The sequence below is a fragment of the Spirosoma flavum genome, assembly GCF_042686045.1.
Classification (GTDB): domain Bacteria; phylum Bacteroidota; class Bacteroidia; order Cytophagales; family Spirosomataceae; genus Spirosoma; species Spirosoma flavum.
Genome location: NZ_JBHUOM010000002.1, coordinates 1,606,716 through 1,627,698 on the forward strand (window position 1 = coordinate 1,606,716; position 20,983 = coordinate 1,627,698).

The 20,983-nt window shown below is 48.7% G+C and carries 12 protein-coding genes and 1 pseudogene; 5 read left to right on the top strand and 8 right to left on the bottom strand.

The window, feature by feature from the left end; translation table 11 throughout:
- Nucleotides 1-22 precede the first annotated feature (22 nt).
- From hydA to ACFS25_RS12115, 6 genes and pseudogenes are all read right to left on the bottom strand, one after another.
- The gene (hydA, locus tag ACFS25_RS12090; RefSeq protein WP_381500538.1) at nucleotides 23-1,405 is read right to left on the bottom strand and encodes a dihydropyrimidinase; all 1,383 of its coding nucleotides are present in this window, start codon (nucleotides 1,403-1,405) and stop codon (nucleotides 23-25) included.
- A gap of 106 nt (nucleotides 1,406-1,511) precedes the next feature.
- A pseudogene (locus ACFS25_RS12095) lies at nucleotides 1,512-1,889 on the bottom strand (GxxExxY protein).
- A gap of 50 nt (nucleotides 1,890-1,939) precedes the next feature.
- Nucleotides 1,940-3,466, bottom strand: a complete 1,527-nt coding sequence (locus ACFS25_RS12100; protein WP_381500540.1) for an NCS1 family nucleobase:cation symporter-1 — start codon at nucleotides 3,464-3,466, stop codon at nucleotides 1,940-1,942.
- Nucleotides 3,467-3,571: 105 nt separating this feature from the next.
- Entirely contained in the window at nucleotides 3,572-4,624 is a 1,053-nt protein-coding gene (locus ACFS25_RS12105) for a nucleoside hydrolase (protein ID WP_381500542.1), read from the bottom strand.
- Between the two features lie 138 nt (nucleotides 4,625-4,762).
- A complete protein-coding gene (locus ACFS25_RS12110; protein WP_381500544.1) occupies nucleotides 4,763-6,109 on the bottom strand; it encodes an aminotransferase class III-fold pyridoxal phosphate-dependent enzyme in 1,347 nt (448 codons plus the stop codon).
- 41 nt (nucleotides 6,110-6,150) lie between these two features.
- Nucleotides 6,151-7,608, bottom strand: coding sequence for a CoA-acylating methylmalonate-semialdehyde dehydrogenase (locus tag ACFS25_RS12115; RefSeq protein WP_381500546.1), 1,458 nt, complete (start codon nucleotides 7,606-7,608; stop codon nucleotides 6,151-6,153).
- Nucleotides 7,609-7,716: 108 nt separating this feature from the next.
- Between ACFS25_RS12115 and ACFS25_RS12120 the strand changes: the two genes are divergently transcribed.
- From ACFS25_RS12120 to ACFS25_RS12135, 4 genes are all read left to right on the top strand, one after another.
- Nucleotides 7,717-8,187 (top strand): Lrp/AsnC family transcriptional regulator, encoded by a 471-nt coding sequence (locus ACFS25_RS12120; protein WP_381500548.1) that lies wholly within the window; start codon nucleotides 7,717-7,719, stop codon nucleotides 8,185-8,187.
- 320 nt (nucleotides 8,188-8,507) lie between these two features.
- A complete protein-coding gene (topA, locus tag ACFS25_RS12125; RefSeq protein WP_381500551.1) occupies nucleotides 8,508-11,252 on the top strand; it encodes a type I DNA topoisomerase in 2,745 nt (914 codons plus the stop codon).
- Nucleotides 11,253-11,430: 178 nt separating this feature from the next.
- Nucleotides 11,431-13,719, top strand: coding sequence for a glycoside hydrolase family 20 protein (locus ACFS25_RS12130; RefSeq protein WP_381500553.1), 2,289 nt, complete (start codon nucleotides 11,431-11,433; stop codon nucleotides 13,717-13,719).
- Between the two features lie 70 nt (nucleotides 13,720-13,789).
- Nucleotides 13,790-14,488 (top strand): SIR2 family NAD-dependent protein deacylase, encoded by a 699-nt coding sequence (locus ACFS25_RS12135; protein WP_381500555.1) that lies wholly within the window; start codon nucleotides 13,790-13,792, stop codon nucleotides 14,486-14,488.
- 81 nt (nucleotides 14,489-14,569) lie between these two features.
- Here ACFS25_RS12135 and ACFS25_RS12140 read toward each other — a convergent pair whose 3' ends face one another.
- Nucleotides 14,570-15,784 (bottom strand): DUF5009 domain-containing protein, encoded by a 1,215-nt coding sequence (locus tag ACFS25_RS12140; protein WP_381500557.1) that lies wholly within the window; start codon nucleotides 15,782-15,784, stop codon nucleotides 14,570-14,572.
- A 75-nt stretch (nucleotides 15,785-15,859) separates the two neighbouring features.
- Nucleotides 15,860-17,716 (bottom strand): M61 family metallopeptidase, encoded by a 1,857-nt coding sequence (locus tag ACFS25_RS12145; protein ID WP_381500559.1) that lies wholly within the window; start codon nucleotides 17,714-17,716, stop codon nucleotides 15,860-15,862.
- Nucleotides 17,717-17,825: 109 nt separating this feature from the next.
- Here ACFS25_RS12145 and ACFS25_RS12150 point away from each other — a divergent pair, with 109 nt between their 5' ends.
- Entirely contained in the window at nucleotides 17,826-20,891 is a 3,066-nt protein-coding gene (locus ACFS25_RS12150) for a tetratricopeptide repeat protein (RefSeq protein ID WP_381500561.1), read from the top strand.
- The last annotated feature ends 92 nt before the right edge of the window (nucleotides 20,892-20,983 follow it).

Consider the following 20,983-nt stretch of genomic DNA (forward strand, 5'->3'; position numbering starts at 1 on the left):
GACCCCGCCGACACCACGTATTCTAAATCTTTCCGCTCACTTTACTCCGTCTGATAAACTGACCGTATCCTCTATCAACCAGGCATTTATCGTCGTCAATAGCGACTTTACCCCGGAGCAAAACGGTCTTAACTTTTCCGGTTACTTCCCGTCCTTCATACCCCGAATAATCGACGTTCATGTGGTGGGTTTTGGCCGAAAGTGTGTGCGTTTCGTTGGGGTCGAAAACAACAATATCCGCATCGCTGCCAACCGCAATGGTTCCTTTGCGCGGGAACATGCCGAAGATTTTGGCCGGGTTCGTACAGGCAACTTCTACGTATTTATTGAGTGTGATTTTGCCTTTATGAACCCCTTCGCTGTAGAGCAATTCCATGCGATTTTCGATGGCTGGATGGCCGTTGGGAATCTTCGAAAAATCGTCTTTGCCCATCAATTTTTGCTCCCACATAAACGGACAATGGTCAGTGGCGACAACTTGCACCAAACCCTGATTGATTCCGGCCCAAAGGGTTTGCTGGTCTTTTTTTTCGCGCAATGGCGGACTCATCACCCATTTGGCACCGTCAAAATCGTCTCCGTACAGCGATGCATCGAGAATCAGGTATTGAATGCAGGTTTCGACAAACACTTTCTGATTGCGCCGGGTCGCATTCCGAACGGCGTTTAGCGCACCTTCGCAGGTCATGTGAACGATATAGCCGGGGCAGCCGGTGTAGTCGGTCATATCGGCAAAACGGCTGCTGGCTTCGGATTCGGTCACTTCGGGCTGCGAGAGGTAATGATACAATGGCGTTAGCTTGCCTTCGGATTTATGTTTGGCAACGAGGTAATCAATAACATCGCCGTTCGTAGCGTGAACCGTAACCATACCGCCCTGTTTCTTCACCTCCTGCATCAGACCGATCATCTGGCTATCGTCAATCATGAGTGCACCCTTATAGGCCATAAACGTTTTGAACGACGTAATCCCCTCGTTCTCAACCATCTCTTTAATTTCGGCGCGGGTATTTTCGTTAAAATCCGTCACGGCCATGTGGAAACTGTAATCCCCGACGGTGGTTCCGTTGGCGCGTGAGTTCCATTCGGCCAGGGCTTCTTTCAGCGAATGTCCCTGTTTTTGCAGGACGAAATCAATGACGGTCGTTGTGCCGCCGTACAGAGCTGCGCGGGTTCCTGTTTCGTGAGTATCGCTCGAAAATGTACCCATAAACGGCATATCCAAATGAACATGCGGGTCTATACCGCCGGGAAATACCAGCTTACCGGTAGCGTCAATCGTCGTATCGGCCTGAACGGATAGGTTCTTACCGATGGCGCTAATCGTTTCGCCCTCTATAAAAATATCGGCAACATACTCGTCGGCAGCCGTAATAATCCGACCGTTTTTAATGAGAATGCTCATTTAGTTAATTATTTTCTCAGTGTTCTTTGCGAATACCTTTGTGGACTTTACGGCTAATTTTTTACCGCAAAGTCCACAAAGAGAAAACGCAAAGAATCGCAGAGGTTTATAAACCGTTTACAACTCGCCTAATGCCATCTTTTAGCCTTAAGACGTTGAAGTTCATCAATAAGCCTAATTTATAATTACCCAATTTCATATAGGTCAATGTTTGTGCTAGATGAACATCATTCAACGAGTCTACACTTTTCAATTCTATGACTAATCTATTTTCAACGAGTATATCAATCCTATAACCACAATCCAGTTTGACTTCTTCAAAGATTAAAGGCATTGCTTTTTATTTTTCGACAAATAAACCCGATTTCCATAATTCGTAAAATAGACATTCTTTGTAAGCACTTTCCAATAATCCGGGGCCTAATGTCGAATGAACCTCCATGGCAAGGCCAATGACTTTATGCGAAATTTCATTTTCTGTCATACAACTTTCGGTTCTCTGCGATATAGTCGCTTTTTAGCTGTATAGATCTTTTATATCGACAAATCCTCCGTGCTCTTTGCGAATACCTTTGCGTCCTTTGCGGTAAAAAACTTGTTTCTCATTAAACCTAAATAAATTCCGGCGCTAACGAAAAAACCGACGAACCAGGCATAGTTATAAAGCTGTGAAATCCAGCTGGGAATGCTGTCTGCCGGAATAACTTTAATGGTTGTCAGAAAGCCCGGAATGTTGGGCAGAATGCCCGCCAGCAAGGCAATAATAGCTGCGTTATTAAACCCATTTTTGAATCGGTACATACCGGTTTCGCTATATAAATCCGACAGAGATAATTGTTGTTTTCGCAGGAAGAAATAATCGGCAATCATAATGCCTCCAACTGGTCCAAGCAGGCTGGAATATCCAACTAACCAGGTAAAAATGAAGCCCGTTGGGTCGGCAATTAACTTCCACGGAAAAATCAGGATGCCGATGACACCGGTAATGTAGCCCCCTTTCCGGAAATCAATTTTCGACGGGGCCAGGTTGGCGAAATCGTTGGCGGGACTGACAATATTAGCGGCAATATTAGTCGCTAAGGTAGAAATAGCCACCGCAATCATGGCGACGCTAACTAGGAGTTTACTATCAAACTTTCCGGCCAAAACGAGCGGGTCCCAGATAGTAGTGCCGTAAATAATTGTAGTCGCCGATGTAACGACAACGCCGATGAACGAAAACAATGTCATGGCGGGGGGAAGGCCAATAATCTGACCTTTTATCTGCGCCCGCTGGCTTACTGCATAACGCGTAAAATCAGGAATATTTAGCGATAATGTAGCCCAGAAGCCGACCATGCCCGTTAAGGCTGGAAAGAAAAAAGCAAAAAACGCAGCCGATGTGGTGAATTTGGCTGGTTGATCCAAAATCGGTCCAAGGCCGTTTCCGGCAGAAATGGCCCAGTATAGCAAAGCCAGAGCCGCAACGGGCAGGAAAAATGCCTTGAAGACGAGCAGTTTTTTGATACTCTCGACGCCGAGGTAAACGACGTACATATTCAATAGCCAGAATAAGAAAAAGCAGATGGCCGGACCCGTTTGCAAGCCAAACGAAGCCGGAAAAACTGGCGGTAGTGTCTCCAGCGATGGAATCCATAACCGGAGCATCTGGTAGATGGAAAACCCGCCAATCCACGTTTGGATACCGAACCAGCCGCAGGCCACAATAGCCCGCAATAAAGCCGGAATATTGGCTCCTTTGGTGCCAAAACTAGACCTCACCAAAACCGGAAAGGGAATCCCGTATTTGGCCCCGGCGTGCCCATTCAATACCATTGGAACCAACACAATAGTATTGCCCAGAAAGATAGTTAAAATGGCCTGCCACCAGTTCATGCCGCCCTCAATGAGCGAACTGGCCATCATATACGTAGGAATACACAAGCTCATGCTAATCCATAAGGCCGCATAATTCCAGGTATTCCACGTTCGTTTCGACGCGGGAATGGGGGCTAAATCGTCGCTATACAGAGCGGACGATTCGTCTACGGTTGCTTCACTAAATCCCTGCTTTGCTGACACGGTTTTTGTCGTTTTTGGTTCGGGGTACTAACGTAGTCAAGTGTCCTTCATTTCCTAGCCTGTATCCCACAGATCAAGAAACACAAACCTTAATGTATAAACTAGTTAACTCATTTTCAACGTATCAAATACCATTTTCTTAAACTTTGCTTCGTCGGCTTCAACGCAGATGGTGGCGTTGGGTGGTTTGCCCCAGACGCCCAATTCATCGATTGCCAAAGCACCCAATGTTAACTCTCCGCGCGTTTCGACATCCACGAAACGCGCTACTTTCTGGGATATAAGGCTGGGGTCAATTACGGCGGCAATGGTAATGGCATCGGGGTGATTAGACCCGTTCATTTTCTGGTGTTCTTTGCAGTACTTCCGGCGGACTCGGTTAATCTTCATGAAAAAATCAGCGTATTTCGTACCCAGCTTTTCCACTTTCGCGTAATCGTCGTCGGTAAATACCGAACTCTTCACACTCACATCGAAGCCAACGGTGGTAATAGGAATTCCTGACTGAAAAACGATTCGTGCAGCTTCAGGATCGACCCAGGCATTATACGTAGCACTCGGATTGATGTTGCCATAAAACTTATAGAAACCGCCCATAAAATACAGCTCTTTGACATTTTTTGCGATGGATGGTTCACGCAGTAGGGCCAACGCAATGTTGGTGAGCGGCCCGATGGCAACAATCGTTATCTTATTCGGGTACTTCTCAACGAGACGAATAATCGCATCGACGGCATGTTCTTTTTCGGGCTTTTGTTGCGGATCAGGAAAAAACGAATCGCTCATGCCATCGCTCCCGTGAACGTATTTTGCGTTACCATGCACCTCCCGAACAATTGGACGAGCAGAGCCTTGGTAAACAGGGATTTGATCCTTCTTTCCCGCTAGTTGAAGCGTGTACAGCGCATTCTTCGTTTGCTGCTCAAACCCGACATTGCCGCACGTAATCGTGATGGCTTCAACGTTCAGTTTGGGTGACGTCACGGCCATCAGAACAGCCACCGCATCGTCGGTAGCGGTATCCGTATCCAGAATAATTCGCTTTACGGGATCGACTTTTCCCGTCGACGCAAACGTCGTGGCCGAAACGGCAGGCAGTAAAGCAGAGGCTGTACCTACCGAAATTGCCTCAATAAATCTGCGTCTTGATGTAATCATGCTGGTTGGTTTTACACGTGGAGTCGGCGGGGCCGCCCGTGCGGTTTAAGAACCCGACACAATGGCTAACACGTGGAGTCGGTTTTGAGAACCGCGCGGGCGGCCCCGCCGACTCCACGTGTAAAACCAATACCTTACTCAATCTACGTACTCATCCGCAATTTTCAGGGCCTCACTGATTATGGCAAGACCCTCGTCTATTTGTTCTTTCGTAATACACAGCGGTGGTGCAACAAAAACGTAGCTCCAGCGCACGAAGGTGTACATACCCAACTCCTTGATCTTGGCGGCTACTTTGCTCATGACGGCCATTTCTTCCGGCTTGGCGTTGAACGGAGCCATTGGCTCTTTTGTGGCCCTGTTTTTGACCAGTTCAAAACAGCCTAAAAGCCCCGTATTTCTAAAGTCACCGATGCTCGGATGTTTTTGCATCAGTATAGCCGCCTGAGCATCCATATAGTTGCCCATCTCGACGGCATTTTCAATCAAGTTTTCATCCTCATAAATTTTTATCGTTTCCAGCGCAGCCGCACAACTGACCGGGTGCGCCGAGTACGTCATGCCCGTTGCCAGCACCGTATCGTTATAGCGGGCCGCAATTTTGTCCGTAACCATCAGACAGCCAAAGGGCAAATACCCCGAGGTAATACCTTTGGCCATCGTTACCATATCCGGCACAATACCGTGGTTCTCAAAGCCAAACCATTTACCCGTTCGGCCAAAACCACTCATAACTTCATCGATGATCAGCAGAATACCGTGTTTGGTACAGATCTCCCGAACGGCAGCTAAATAGCCTACGGGATACTGTAAACAGCCCGACGTGCCCGACTCCCCTTCCAGCAGAATAGCGGCAATGTTGCCCGGACCTTCATAAGCAATGACCCGCTCCAACTGGGCTACGGAATCAGTCAGCATACTTGCTTCGTCGTGCGTCCAGCGGTAGCGATACGGAATATCAACGTGCACAAAATTGGGTGCCTGCTGCGAATCGTCGGGTTGTTTACGCGGGTCGCCACCCGCCGACAGTGACCCGTAGGTAGCGCCGTGATATGATTGATAGCGACTCAATATTTTATGCCGCCCTGTGTACAAACGAGCCAGCTTGAGCGCAGCCTCAATGGAGGTAGCGCCACATAACGTAAAGAACGCTTTGTTCAAATCGCCTGGACAGATTTCAGCTAATTTTTTACCTAACTCACCCCGAACTTTTGTCACGCAGTAGGGCGTCACATAACTCACTTCCTGCATTTGCTTGACAACAGCCTCCGTAATACGCTGATTACCATGCCCAATATTCACATTCATCAGACCCGACGAAAAATCAATATAGCGTTTATCGTCGTAATCATACATGTAAACGCCTTTGGCATATTTCACCGCAATTGGTGAAATGCCCTTCTGTTTACTCCAGGCAAACACGGTGTGATCGAAGCTATCCTGGAGCACTTCCTGCGTTTCGGTAAGCGTTGTTGTGTCAAGCATAAGGGAAGTTATTAAGTGCCGATATTGGGTTTCTTTTCGTATCAACTCATCCAGTTAATTCCGGCTTCGGGGTTCCACTTGGTCGTGCTTTTTTTGAGTTTCGTCCAGAATTCGATGGAGCTTTTCCCGGTGATGTCGCCCACCCCGAACCGGCTATCGTTCCAACCGCCAAACGAGAACGGTTCACGCGGAACGGGCACGCCCACGTTAACGCCGACCATCCCGGCGCTGGCTTTGTCGATCACGTAGCGGGCCATGCCGCCGTTTTGTGTAAAGACCGACGCGGCATTTCCGTAGGGGCTGGCGTTCTCAATGGCCAGCGCTTCATCAACGGTGTTAGTCCGCATGATGCTGATGACAGGTCCGAAAATTTCTTCCTGAGCAATGGCCATATCTGGCGTCACATAGTCAATGATCGTTGGGCCAACGTAGGTGCCCTGTTCTTTACCTTCGACCGTCGGATTGCGTCCATCCAGCAAAATTTTGGCACCCTGATTTTCAGCTTCGGTGATATAGCGTTCGATGCGTTCTTTAGATTCATGATTGATCACCGCGCCGAGGTTCTTACCGGGAACCATCTTTTGGGCTTCTTCACAAAGTTTTTCAATGATATGATCGACTGGCCCGACGGCTACCATTGCCGACGCGGCCATACACCGTTGACCCGCGCAACCCGCCATCGACGCCGTGATATTTTGGGCCGTCATACCAGGAATGGCATCGGGCAAGACAATCAGGTGATTTTTGGCCCCACCCAGTGCGAGACAGCGTTTATAATTGCCGGTTGCCCGCTTATAAACAGCTTTGGCAATTTTTGTAGACCCCACAAATGAAACAGCTTCGATGCCCGGATGGTCGCAAATAGCCTCGACAACCTCTTTGTCGCCCTGAACGATGTTGAAAACGCCCGCTGGTAAACCCGCTTCCTGCAACAATTCAGCCAAACGACCTACGCTCAGCGGCACCTTCTCCGATGGCTTGATAATCATGCAGTTTCCCAGCGCAATGGCATTCGGGATTGTCCAATTGGGCACCATACTCGGAAAATTGAACGGAACAATGCTGGCCACGACGCCCAACGGTACGTGTTCGGTCCGGCACTCGACGCCCCGACTCACTTCCAATATTTCACCAGTCACGAGTTGCGGTAATGAGCAGGCGAATTCGGCCAGTTCAGCACCTTTTTCTATTTCGGCAACAGCCTCATCGTACGTTTTACCGTTCTCTTCCTGGACCAATAAAGCCAATTGACTCATATTCTTTTCCAGCAGAGTTTTATACAGAAAAAAGACCTGTACTCTTTCTTTAATAGTCGTCCGGCTCCAGACTAAAAAGACGGCTTTAGCCGCTGTTACGGCCTTATCTAAATCAGTAGCGGTCGATAGCGGTACGGTTGATAATAAGGTGCCATCTATGGGCGAAATAACGGCCAGCGATCGGTCGGTCGATGCATCGACAAACTGCCCGTTTATATAATTCTGAATTGGGGGATACTTCATAACTTAATCTTGTTTCTGCATTTTTTACAGAAATAAGAGACGCAAACTAAAAATAATTTAGCCTAAAGTCAACTATTAACAATAATTTTACGGCTTGACACCACAACCATGGAAAAGAATCACAGTACACTAGATGAGTTGGACTTTGCTATTCTATCGTGTCTTCAGAAGGATGGACGAATGTCGTTTACCGTTATTGCCGACCAGTTGAAGGTTTCTGTTGGCACGGCCCGAACCCGGTTAAACCGGTTAATTGACGAAGGAATCATTAATATCGTCGGTCGGGTCGACCCCGATAAAGTAGGCTTTCAGGTCTATGCCCACATTGCCGTTTATGTTCGTCCAGCCACGTTGAAGGAGTCTGTAGCCCAAGAAATTGCCAAAATGCCCGAAGTAAGCTTCTTAGCGAGTACGTCGGGAGATTATGATCTGGAAGTCGATGTGATGTGTCCGACAAACAATCATTTGGTTGAGTTTGTCAATGAGATTTCGAAAATTGACGGCATCTACCAAACCAAAACGACGCTCTATTTTAAAGTGTACAAATACGCTCAACCAGATTTGAACTTATTAAAGTAGTGTACCCGAAATGGGTATAAAAGCTATCGCTTGTGGCCTATAAACGAATACCCAACTCAGCGGGATTTTTCGATTAAGACGCGTTCGGTCAACGGTCTGAACAAAAATAATCGCTCATTTTTAAGCCGCTGTAGACCAAATTCGAACTGTGAGCCAATACGTGTTGTTACCTATATGTAAGCCCGCAACACGCTACCAGAATCCTCCCTTTTGTTTCGTCATATATAACTTGTCTTGCACAAGTCAGTTCTTTTGCGTCTATATTTGGCCTGATTCGAGGAAGAAAAAGAGCGGAGATAGTATCAACCTGACCATTAATTATGTCAAAAAACTTAGTCATTGTGGAGTCGCCGGCAAAGGCGAAAACCATTGAAGGCTATCTTGGTAAAGACTTTACGGTGAAGTCCAGCTTCGGTCACGTACGCGATTTACCCAAAGATGGGTTGGCCGTAGACGTACTGAATGGCTTCAAACCATCGTACGAAGTTTCGCCCGATAAGAAGAAGTTAGTTAGTGAATTAAAATCTCTTGCTAAGGCGGCTGATGAAGTATGGCTGGCTACGGATGATGACCGAGAGGGGGAAGCTATTTCGTGGCACCTCAAAGAAGCCCTCGGTCTGCGCGACAACACTAAACGTATTGTGTTCCGCGAAATCACGAAGACGGCTATCCAAAATGCCATTAAGTCGCCCCGCACCATTGACGTAGACTTAGTAAATGCCCAACAGGCCCGGCGCGTGCTGGACCGGCTGGTGGGTTACGAACTCTCGCCGGTGCTGTGGCGTAAGATTAAGGGCGGCAGCACAGGTTTGTCGGCAGGCCGGGTACAATCGGTTGCGTTGCGGCTCGTTGTAGAACGAGAGCGCGAAGTTGACAAGCACTCGGCAAAATCGTCGTTCAAGATTACAGCGCAGTTTATCGTTGACGGTAATAAAGTGCTGAATGCTGAACTGGCAAAAAACTTTGCGACTCCGGGCGAAGCGCGTTCTTTTCTGGAAGCCTGCGTTGGGGCTACGTTTACGATTAAAAATCTAGAGACCCGCCCCGCCAAAAAATCCCCCGCTCCACCGTTTACCACGTCGACTCTGCAACAGGAATCCGCGCGCAAGCTGAGTTATTCGGTTGATCGCACCATGCGGATTGCCCAGAACTTGTACGAAGCGGGTAAAATTTCGTACATGCGAACTGATTCGACTAACCTCTCGCAGGAAGCCATCGACAAGGCTGTAGCTGAGATTGGTTCGGAGTTTGGCGAGAAATACATTCAAACACGGCAGTTTAAGACCAAGAACGAATCGGCGCAGGAAGCCCACGAAGCCATCCGGCCAACGAACTTCAATGATCGTAATGCCGGCGGTGACCGCGACCAGAAACGACTGTATGAACTGATCTGGAAACGCGCGATTGCCTCGCAGATGGCTGATGCTCAGCTCGAACGAACAACTGTAACAATTGCAATTCGATTCGCAAATGGTAAAACAGCTACCTATCAGACCAATGTAGACGACAGCCCGTTTGTCGATGCGCCCGACGAAAAGGCTAGCCACCTAACGGGATCAAAATCCTTTCCGAATGAACTTGTTGCACAGGGTGAAGTAATTAAGTTCGACGGATTTCTACGCGTTTACCTCGAATCGAAAGACGACGAAGACGACGAAGACGCTAAAGGCATGTTACCTCCATTAACCATCGGGCAAGGGTTAAACCTGGGCCAGATGAAAGCTACGGAGAAATTCACGCGTCCGCAGCCCCGTTATGCCGAAGCTTCGCTGGTAAAGAAATTAGAAGAAATGGGCATCGGTCGCCCATCGACCTACGCGCCAACTATTTCTACGATTATTAACCGGGGATACGTTACCAAGCAGGACAAGCCCGGTTTAGAACGCACCTACATTGAATATACCCTCCAACGGGATCAGATTAGCGAAACCAGTGGCAAGGAAACATTTGGCTCCGAAAAAGCCAAGCTGTTCCCAACCAACACGGGCGTTGTCGTAAGTGATTTTCTGGTCGAATACTTTCCCGACATTGTGGATTACAAGTTCACGGCGACGGTTGAAAAAGATTTTGATGAGATTGCCGATGGCCGTATGAACTGGCAGACAATGCTGGCCGGATTCTACGGCGATTTCCATAAGAACATTGAGGAGATTCAGGGTTCGTCGGTGGTGTCGTTCAAGACAGGCGCCCGTGATTTGGGCCTTGACCCACGCAGCGGCAAAAAAGTGTCGGCGCGTCTGGGCAAATACGGCGCTTATGCGCAAATCGGAGAATCGACCGACGAGGAGAAACCCCAGTATGCAAACCTGCGCGATGGTCAATTGATTGATACTATATCGTTACCGGAAGCACTGGCCCTGTTTGCTCTACCACGTGAAGTCGGTTTCTTCGAGGATAAACCCATGACCATCGGCATCGGCAAATTCGGCCCTTACGTGAAGCATGATGATAAATACGTTTCTCTGACGAAGGAAGACGATCCGTATACGATTGACGAAACCCGGACTATTCAACTCATTCAGCAAAAACGAGTCGAGTCGGTGAGCGAAGCGCTGGGCGAGTTTGAGGGTAAGCTAGTTGCAACCGGAAAAGGTCGTTTTGGTCCCTACGTTAAGTTCGAAGATAAATATGTTTCACTTCCCCGGAATGAATCATTAGCGGATCTGACGCTGGAACGGGCCATTGAACTGATTCTGGCGAAGCGGCTGGTCGAAGCCAACAAATACATTAAGGAATTTCCGGAAAACCCGGCGGTGAAACTCATTAACGGGCAGTATGGGCCGTATTTGGCCGTTGGCAAGCGCAACGTCAAGATTCCAAAAGATATTGACCCCGCCACCCTAACGCTCGAAGATTGTCTGAAACTAGCCGGTGATGACCCAACGCCAGCAAAAGGATCGGCGAAAAAAGCAGCACCCGCTAAGACAGCTAAGTCGGCGGCTACTGCCAAAGGCCCGGCAAAAGCAGTTAAGTCGGCGACGGCTGTAAAAGCTCCGGCGAAGGCCAAAGCGACAACCGTAAAGAAACCGGTAGCGGCTGCCAAGAAAGTAGTGGCGAAAAAATAAGCTAGAAAATCTCGTTACCTGAGGGTAGCGGGATTTATTGTTTATACTACGTAGTTGCGCTAAACCTTTACGTTGATGAAAACCTTCCGGTACCGGAAGGTTTTCTGATTTTGGGCACCTTTCAAAAAATCATCGTTATTTTGCCATCTGAACCATCGCATCGTTGCCTTTTTTACGCATGAGACATCTGCTTTTTTTCCTCTTTTTATCCGGTACCCTAGTTGCACAATCTGACAATCAATATAATTTAATTCCGTTTCCGGCTCGGTTTGCCGGGCAAAATGGGCAGTTTACACTCACGGCCAATACGCGCGTTGTGATAAGCCCGGCTACGGACGCCACCGTGCGAGCCGTAGCGCGAACATTTGTCAATCAGGTTAAAACGGCTAACGGTACGGCCCTTACGGTGGCACCAACTAGTCCTGCATTAGGTAAAGGCGCGCATATTTTTTTCTCTCTCAATAAAAAATTACTGCTCGGTGATGAAGGCTATAAATTGACCGTTACGCCCGGTCGGGTGTTGGCCGAAGCCGCTACGCCAAAAGGGTTGTTTTATGCCGCGCAAACCATGCGGCAACTATTGCCCGTTGGTCAGTCGGCCACCGCGACCATGCCTGCCTGCGCGATTACCGACAAACCGCGCTTCGGTTACCGCGGCCTTCATCTTGATGTGTCGCGAAATTTTATGCCTGTTTCGTTCGTCAAAAAGTACATCGATCTGATGGCGATGCACAAACAAAACACGTTTCACTGGCACCTGACCGACGATCAGGGTTGGCGAATCGAGATTAAGAAATACCCCAAACTGACGCAGATTGGCAGCAAACGGGCCGAAACGATTGTTGGGCAATATTTCCAGAACTACCCGCAACAGTTTGATAATAAACCTGTTGGCGGATTCTATACGCAGGATGAGATTCGGGACGTAGTCCGTTATGCGCAAAGCCGGTTTGTGACCATTGTTCCCGAAATCGAAATGCCCGGCCATGCCCTGGCGGCTTTGGCGGCCTATCCCGAACTTGGATGTGAGCCAACGAAAGCTTATCAGGTAGCAACTAAATGGGGCGTTTTTGATGATGTATTCTGCCCGTCAGACAAAACATTTGGCTTTTTACAGGACGTGTTGACGGAAGTAATCGCGCTCTTTCCTGGAAAATATATTCACATCGGGGGCGACGAATGTCCGAAAACGGCCTGGAAACAGAGCGCGTTTTGTCAGGATTTGATGAAGAAAAATAACCTGAAAGATGAACATGAGCTGCAAAGCTATTTTATCCGACGTATCGAGAAATTTGTAACCAGCAAGGGGCGAGCCATTATTGGCTGGGACGAGATTCTGGAAGGTGGCCTGGCTCCCAACGCTACCGTGATGAGCTGGCGTGGTACGGAGGGCGGTGTTGCGGCTGCCAAACAGAAGCATACGGTTGTGATGACGCCCACGGGTACGTGCTACATGGATTATTACCAGGGAAACCCCGCCACCGAACCGCTGGCCATTGGCGGTTATCTGCCACTCGATCGGGTGTACGCGTATGAACCGATGCCTGCCGAATTGTCGCCCGCCGAGCAAAAATATATTCTGGGTGTTCAGGGAAATATCTGGACTGAGTACACACCAACGCCCGAAGCGGTTGAATACATGGTGTTTCCCCGAGCGATTGCCATTGCCGAACTTGGCTGGATGCAAGCGGGACCGCATAACTTTGAGGACTTTGCCCAGCGGCTCAAAAATCACCTGCCCCGATTGGCTGCTGTACCAGTCAACTACGCCAAACGCCTATTCGACATAACGGCCTCTACCCAACCCAACGATCAGGGACAGATTCAGGTCGTTCTGAAAAAGCTGGACAGTGACAGCCGGATTTTCTATACGCTCAGTGGTAAAGAACCCAACGAACGCAGCACCGAATATATCGGACCGATTACGCTGACAAAAACCACTACAATTCGGGCTATAACCTCCACGGGTGGCCAGCTGACCCAAACATTTACGCTTCACAAAGGCAAAAACAAGCCCTATACATACGCCATTGCACCCGGCCAGAGCAGTAATCCAAAATCGGCAAAATTGACGGATGGCGTTCGGGGCGACAGTCCGCGTGACAGGCGGCAATGGGTGAATTTTTACGGCTCTGATATGGATATGACGCTGGATTTGGGCGATGTCACGAGCGTTACAAAAGTGTCGCTGAATTTCCTGAAAGTCATCCTGGAGAAGGGATTTCCGCCAAACTCAGTTGAAATTGCGTTATCAAAAGATGGCAGCGACTTCAAAGAAGCCATTGCACAACCCGTTAAATATGACTTAAATGGCCCCTGGGACATTTTACCCGTAGTAGCCGACTTTAAAACGGCACGGGCGCGCTACGTCCGAATCCGAGCCAAAAACGCTGGTGTCTGCCCCGTCGGTCATCCCAGCGCAGGCGAAAAAACATGGCTTGCCACCGATGAGATTGTGGTAGAATAACTTTTTGTCATGCTGACTGGTCCACCAGTCAGCATGACAAAAAGTGGCAATTATTTCGTATTTTGTATCTATGAAAACACGTCAGAAAATTGTCGTTCTCTCTGGGGCGGGTATCAGTGCTGAGAGTGGAATTCCAACGTTTCGTGCCTCGGACGGGCTTTGGGAAAACCACCGCATCGAGGACGTAGCCACACCCGAAGCCTGGGAGCGTAACCCGACTTTAGTACAGGATTTTTACAACCAGCGCCGGAAACAGGCACTCAGCGTTCAGCCCAATGCAGGTCACTTCGCGCTCGTGAAGCTGGAGGAAAAATATGATGTAACAGTCATCACGCAGAATGTCGATAATCTACACGAAAAAGCGGGTTCGTCAACCGTTATTCACCTGCATGGCGAGTTGTTTAAATCGCGCTCGACAGTTGACGAATCGCTAGTTTATGAGATTGAGGGCTGGGAAATAAAAGCGGGAGACTTCTGCCAGAAAGGGTCTCAGTTGCGGCCACACATCGTCTGGTTTGGCGAAGCGGTTCCGATGATGGATATAGCCCTGGAGGTTACGCACGAGGCCGATCTGTTAATCGTTGTCGGCACATCGTTAAATGTCTATCCGGCAGCGGGTTTGGTTTATTCCGTTCGCGACGGCGTTCCCATTTACGTTGTGGACCCAACCATTCCAGACATGCATAAACGCGCTAACGTCACCTTCATTGCCGAACCGGCCACGATTGGCCTGACACAGTTGGCCGACAAGTTATTAGCTAAGGAATAGAGAATTAATTCTACCAATTCCCAGCATCTGACTAGGCAAGTGCTTCTATTAGGCTATGACCTGTGAGTTGGCAAACGCTGCTTACAACTTCAATCGAACCCCTATCTTATTAAGCCTGCTCGTAATCCAGACACACAACAGGGCAAACAGAAATGATTTTAGTAGGCCAACGCCACCAGTCAGCAGAACGTCTGGCAAATGAAGATTTAATAATGTTGTCAACGCGTAGGCAAAATAGGGAATCAGGTAGCACAATAGCGTATCGGTGCCCGCAGGTTTAATAAAACTGAACCAATTCGCTTTGCCACCCATGTCAACCAGCCAGTAGATGCCCATGAAGACGAGAATTGTAAAGGCGCTGCATAAAAACAACCAGGCGGGTGTAGCGGCCAGTTTACTAAGTCCCCAAAAGGTACGCGTGTACACAGATAAGCCGATTAACACGAATGACGCGAGTATAAAAACGAGCGTCATTCGTCTATTCTCATCTTGCTGGCGGTACTGTTGAAAAAGAGTTGAGAGTACGACCCCACCCATTGTCAGACCCACCAACGTTCCTCCGCTGATGGCATTGGGGATAAACGAAATAACTTTTGGCAGTAGGTCAGCAGCGGATACCAGACTTAGTATGGAAAAACCAATCCAGCCAGCCAGTAAGATACCGATTCGGTTGCGGGCATAAATGGTAACCAGGGCTGCGGCCAGATACGACCAGCCTATCAAACCTAAAATACCCCACCAGTGGGTAGCAAACCGGCTCTCATGTTCACCCCGGTAGACAAAAGCCAACGTAACTAATACGCTTATGGCTAAAACTTTAACCAACGTCACAACCTTTTTATTGGCTGTTTTCGAATACACATTCCAGAGCAGAATGAACGAGGTGCAGGACAGAACATTCCATACCAGCCGTTTCATCCCCGTTGCTTCTTCGCTAATTGATTCGCCATTGACCAGGAAAATGCCCATAACCAGCAGAGCAACAGAACGCATAACAACATGACCAACCAAGGCAATATCGGTGTCGCCTTTCTGACGTCGGGCGTTGACCGCGAATGGGAGCGACATGCCCACGATGAACAGAAAAGCGGGAAAGACTACATCCGCCAAACCAATGCCATCAACGCCGTGGGGTACATGTTCCAGCCAGAGGGGAGTGTCTTTTAGCGACCACAGATCATTGACAAAAATCATCAATATCATCGTGATAGCTCGCAATATATCAATGGAGCCAACCCGCGATGGTATAGTAAGTGGCCGGGCTGATTGCGTGAAGACCGTTTCTGGCTGAAGCATGACTGGTTGCTTTTATACAACTGTAAACTACTTAAAAACGATACTGGCCCGATAATCTACCGGGCCAGTGTCGTTTTATTTAATGTACAACCATTTGGTGTATAGTGCTTTTTGCGCAGCTGTCGGATTTTCCATCGGCTCCAGACGATAGCTGACCAGCGGATTCTGGGTTAGTGTAACGGGTATCTCGCGAAGCAGACCGGACCGGTTGACAAGTACGTTTAGTTTATCGCCGACGCGACGACCGCTGACCTGCCGAAGTAAGTCGTCGCCGACGCGCACACCATCTATTGAAATAATTTCATCGCCTACATTCAGGCCATCGGTATAGGCTGCGGACCCGCGCCGAACGCCTGAAATCGTCGACTTACCATTTACCACGGTGGTAGCTGCGCCAAGAAAACCATCCTGCATTTTACTAGCTACATTAACTAATTGTACACCCACCGGCTCGAAGTAAGCAGTATAGTTTATAGGTTCGGAAGAACTGACGCCAATGGTAAAAAAATCATCAAGTTTGCGACCGGCAATTTGCTCAGCCGCCTGACGAAACTCGTCATCGGTGAACCCACGTTTTTGCTTTTTGTAATATTCAGTATACAGAAACCGCATCAAATCGTCCATGTTGCGCTCGCCGTTGCTGCCCGCCAGAATAGCCAGATTCAACAGCGTTCCGAGCACACTCCCTTTGCTGTAATACGAAATAGTCGTGTTGGCAGAGTTCTCGTTGGGGCGATACCCTTTAATCCACGCATCCCAGCTTGATTCTGCCGCTGACTGAACGCGGGTACCCGGCTGGTTTTCAATCTCCGTAATGCTGCTGGCCACCAAACTTAGGTAAGCCTCCGGCGTATGGAACCCCGCTCTGCGCAGAATATATTCCTGGTAGAACGACGTGCAACCCTCTGACAACCAGAGCATATGCGTATAATTCTCGTTCTCATAATCGAACGGTCCCAGGGCTACAGGCCGAATACGCTTTACATTCCAGAGGTGAAAGTATTCATGAGCGACCAACGACAGAAACCGCTTATAGTTGGCTTCCGTAGCGTAGGCATTGCGCGACGTTTCGAGGGTAGTCGAGTTCAGGTGTTCAAGACCTCCCCCACCCGGCGGAATATGATGAACAATGAATGTGTAATGAGTACAGGGATGTTCGCCGACAACCGTCGCGGCTGCTTCACAAACACGCTTATAGTCAGCGGTTAACCGTTGCTCGTCGTAGGCCACATCGCCAAACATAGCTACCGTGTGCGGCACATTCGAAGCCGTAAAACTGAACGTCTTATGGTTGCCAATTTCAATGGGCGAATCGACCAGCACATCAAAATTCGATGCTTCGTAGGTGTATGGAGAGCCCGCAACCGGTTCGAGTCCCGTTGCCACGTTCTTCCAGGTTTTGTAGGGCTGCACCACCACGCGCAGAGGTATATTTTTCAAGGCATCATGATACATAAACATACCCGCCGGGGTCACGTAGCCATGATCTGCATCCACAAAATTCGTCCGCACGGTTAGTTCATTGGCATATACTCGATAATGAATTGTTAAGTTGTCATCCGAGGAATGAACGCGCCAGGCATTTTTGCGGACTTTTTCGCTCGGGACCGACTTGCCGCCTACGGAAGCGGTAAAGCCTTCAACATTTTTGGCGTATTCCCGAATCAGGTAAGAACCCGGCGTCCAGACGGGCATTTTAATATCCACGTAGCCGTTTTTCTTTGCATTTGTTGGGGCAGCTACATTTTTCAATTGCATTTCTACCTCAAAGTAGTGGGTCTGCGGTTCAGGCATAGAAAGCACATACGTCACACTCGGCAATGCTGCCGGAGGATTTTCGTCATCGACTAAGGGAGCGGTAGCAGTTGAGGAAAATGGGCTAAAAAATGTCCAGACAGTAAGTAAATACAGAAGCCGGGCGTTTTTTTTCATACGGAAAGAGGAATACCTTCGTTTTTTGTCCAGAATTGACATGATATTTGTCAATTCTGTCGGCGAAATTACGACGCAAACCAAGCATTCACAACCGTTGATTTTGAATATGCCCTATTCAACCGCCCACTTGGGTCAATACCAGTCGCTCCGAATCTCAATGAATCGGTTGCTTTTTTCCTTGACCCTTGGGTTGCTTACTACCCTGTCCGCATCGGCCCAGCGAACCCAAAGTAATGCCGAACCCGATTACCATTACCGCAATGGACTGGAACTTTTCGAGAAAGCCAATTATGCGGCTGCCCGATATGAGTTCCGGCAATACCTCGAACCCCGCCGGGGCGATGGCTCCCAGACGCTGCTCAATACCGGCGATCAGAACTCGGTAGAAGCCGAGTACTATATTGCCCTCACCAGTTTGTACATCGACGAACCGGGGGCGGAATTACTGGTAGACCGCTTTGTCAAAAACCATAGCCAACACCCGAAAGCCGGACAACTGTATGGCGATTTGGGCACCTATTATTATAACCGGCAGGATTACACAAAAGCCATTGATTTTCTGGCAAAAGCGGTAGCGCAGGGTGGCAGCACGGCTCAGCAAACCGCCTATAAGTATCAGCTGGCCCTCTCCTATTACAATACGCAGAATTTGCAACAGGCGTTGCCGCTTCTGAATGAGGTTAAAATAGATCCGAGTTCGGCCGATGCGCCAGCGGCATCCTATTATGCCGGGATTATTAATTTTCGCAATCGCAATTTCAACGAAGCCGTTGCCGATTTCCGACGGGTAGAGAACAACCCACTCTATCAAAATCAGGTGCCGAACTGGATTGCCCAGGCGCTTTATCGGCAACGTCGGTTCGATGATTTACTGGCTTATACCGAGCCGTTGCTCAAACGCAACACGAGTTCAAGCATGAGTGAAGTGGCTCTGTTTACGGCTGAAGTTTTTTATCAGCAAAATCAGTTCGCGAAGGCAATTCCCTATTACAAACTGTATATCAACGCGGCTGGTGCCAAAGCACCGGGAGCTGTTAAGTTTCGATACGGGCAGTCCTTATTCCGCACAGGTGCTTACAATGATGCCATCACACAACTCAAAACATTGGCAGGCGGCAAAGATACGACGGCGCAATATGCAGCTTATACACTCGGTGTCAGCTATTTACAGACGCAGAATCCAACCTACGCGTTGAATGCATTCGATCAGGCCGGTCGGCTGTCGTACAATCGTGAAATTCAGGAAGAAGCGCGATTCAATCACGCCAAACTACAACTAGACCAGAACAATGGGGCCGATGCCGTAAAGGAGTTGACCGCCTTTTTGAAACAATATCCTACTAGTAAATTTGAGAATGAAGCGAACGAGTTGGTTGGTGAAGCTTATTTTGCTTCCAATAATTACCCGGCGGCTATTGCATACATTGAAGGACTGAAACGCCGGACGCCCAAAATCAACGCAACGTACCAACGCCTGACCTATAATCAGGGTGTCAATGATTTCAACGCCGAACGTTATCAACAAGCCGTTGCAAACCTGGATAAGTCACTGAAGTTTCCGGTCGATATGGAGATGCAACAGGCCGCTCAGTTCTGGAAAGCTGAGTCGTATTCGGCAGGTAAGCAATATGATACGGCGATTCCGCTCTACGCCAGCATCTCAAAATCAGCTTCGGGCGACTACGGAACCAGGAGCCTGTATGGTCTTGGCTATGCTTATTACAACAAAAAAGATTATACCCACGCCCTGCCTTATTTCCGCGATTTTGTCAGTCGTGGTACCGATGGTTCAGCGCAGGTACAGGATGCAACAATTAGGCTTGCCGACTCGTACTTTGCTACAAAACAGTACGAAAATGCCCTGCGCGCGTATGATCAGGCAATTGCCCAGAATGCGCCGGATAAAGATTATGCCTCGTACCAGAAAGCGGTGATTTTGAGTTACGTTGGACGTGATACCGAAGCGAAGGCCCAATTTGATCAGGTGCAACGGCAATATCCAAACTCACGCTTTGTCGATGAGTCCCTTTTCCAGAAAGCGAACGTTGATTTTGAAAAGGGATCCTATCAGGTTGCCATACAAGGGTTTACAAAGTTGATTCAGGATAAACCTAGTAGTGCACTCGTACCAGCCGCCTTGCTGAAACGGGCCATTGCCTACGGTAACCTGCAACAGTATGACCCCGCCGTAGCCGATTATAAACGCATTTTGGATAATTATGGCGATTCCGAACAGGCGCAAAGTGCCCTGCTCGGCATTCAAAATACGCTGAACGATGCCGGTCGGCCAGAAGAGTTTTCGCAGGTTCTGGGTCAGTATAAAAAAGGCAATCCGGGCAGCACGGATGTTGAGCGTGTTCAGTTTGAGAACGCCAAAAATATTTATTCCAACGGCAAATACCAACAGGCTATTCAATCGTTTCTGGCTTTCATGCAGGAGTATCCAGCCAGTCCCGGCACCAATGAAGCCCGCTATTACCTGGCCGAATCCTACCGACAAACCGACGATGCCGCGAATGCGTTGCGTTACTACAATTTAGTGATTGCCGATAACAAATCGGATTATTTGGTACGGGCAGCCACGCGGGCGGCTGAACTGGAATCTAAACAGAAAAATTACGCCCGCGCTGTACGCAACTACCAGATCATCCTGAGTAAGTCAAACAGCAAAGCGGAGCAGGTTGCCGCCCAACTGGGCCTGATGGACACCTATTTTGTCTATCCCAAACCCGACTCCGCAGCCGCTATCGCCCGCGAGGTGGTAACGGGTGGCAACGTGGTGTCGGGGGCGCAAAACCGGGCGCAGTTGATGCTCGGCAAAGTTGCGCTGGGTAAGAGTGATTATAAAACTGCCCAGACTGACTTCGAAAAAACCGTTGCGCTGGCAAAGGACATCAGTGGAGCCGAAGCGCAGTATTACCTCGGTGACATTCTCTTCCGGCAGAAAAAATACAAGGAATCCGTGGCTACGCTGCTGAAATTCAATGAGCAGTTCAGCGATTTTGACTACTGGAAAGGCAAAGCGTTTATTCTGATTTCTGATAACAACGTCGCACTGGACGAACCGGCACAGGCCAAAGCCGTTCTGAATTCAATAATTGAAAACTCATCCGACGAAACTATCGTTGCCGAAGCCAAACAGAAACTAGCCACCCTGGACTCTAAAAATTAATGATAAATGATGAATGATAAATGATAAAGTAATGTGTGAGCTGGCTCCGTTCTGTGCTCATTCATTATTCATTCTTCATCATTCATTATTTA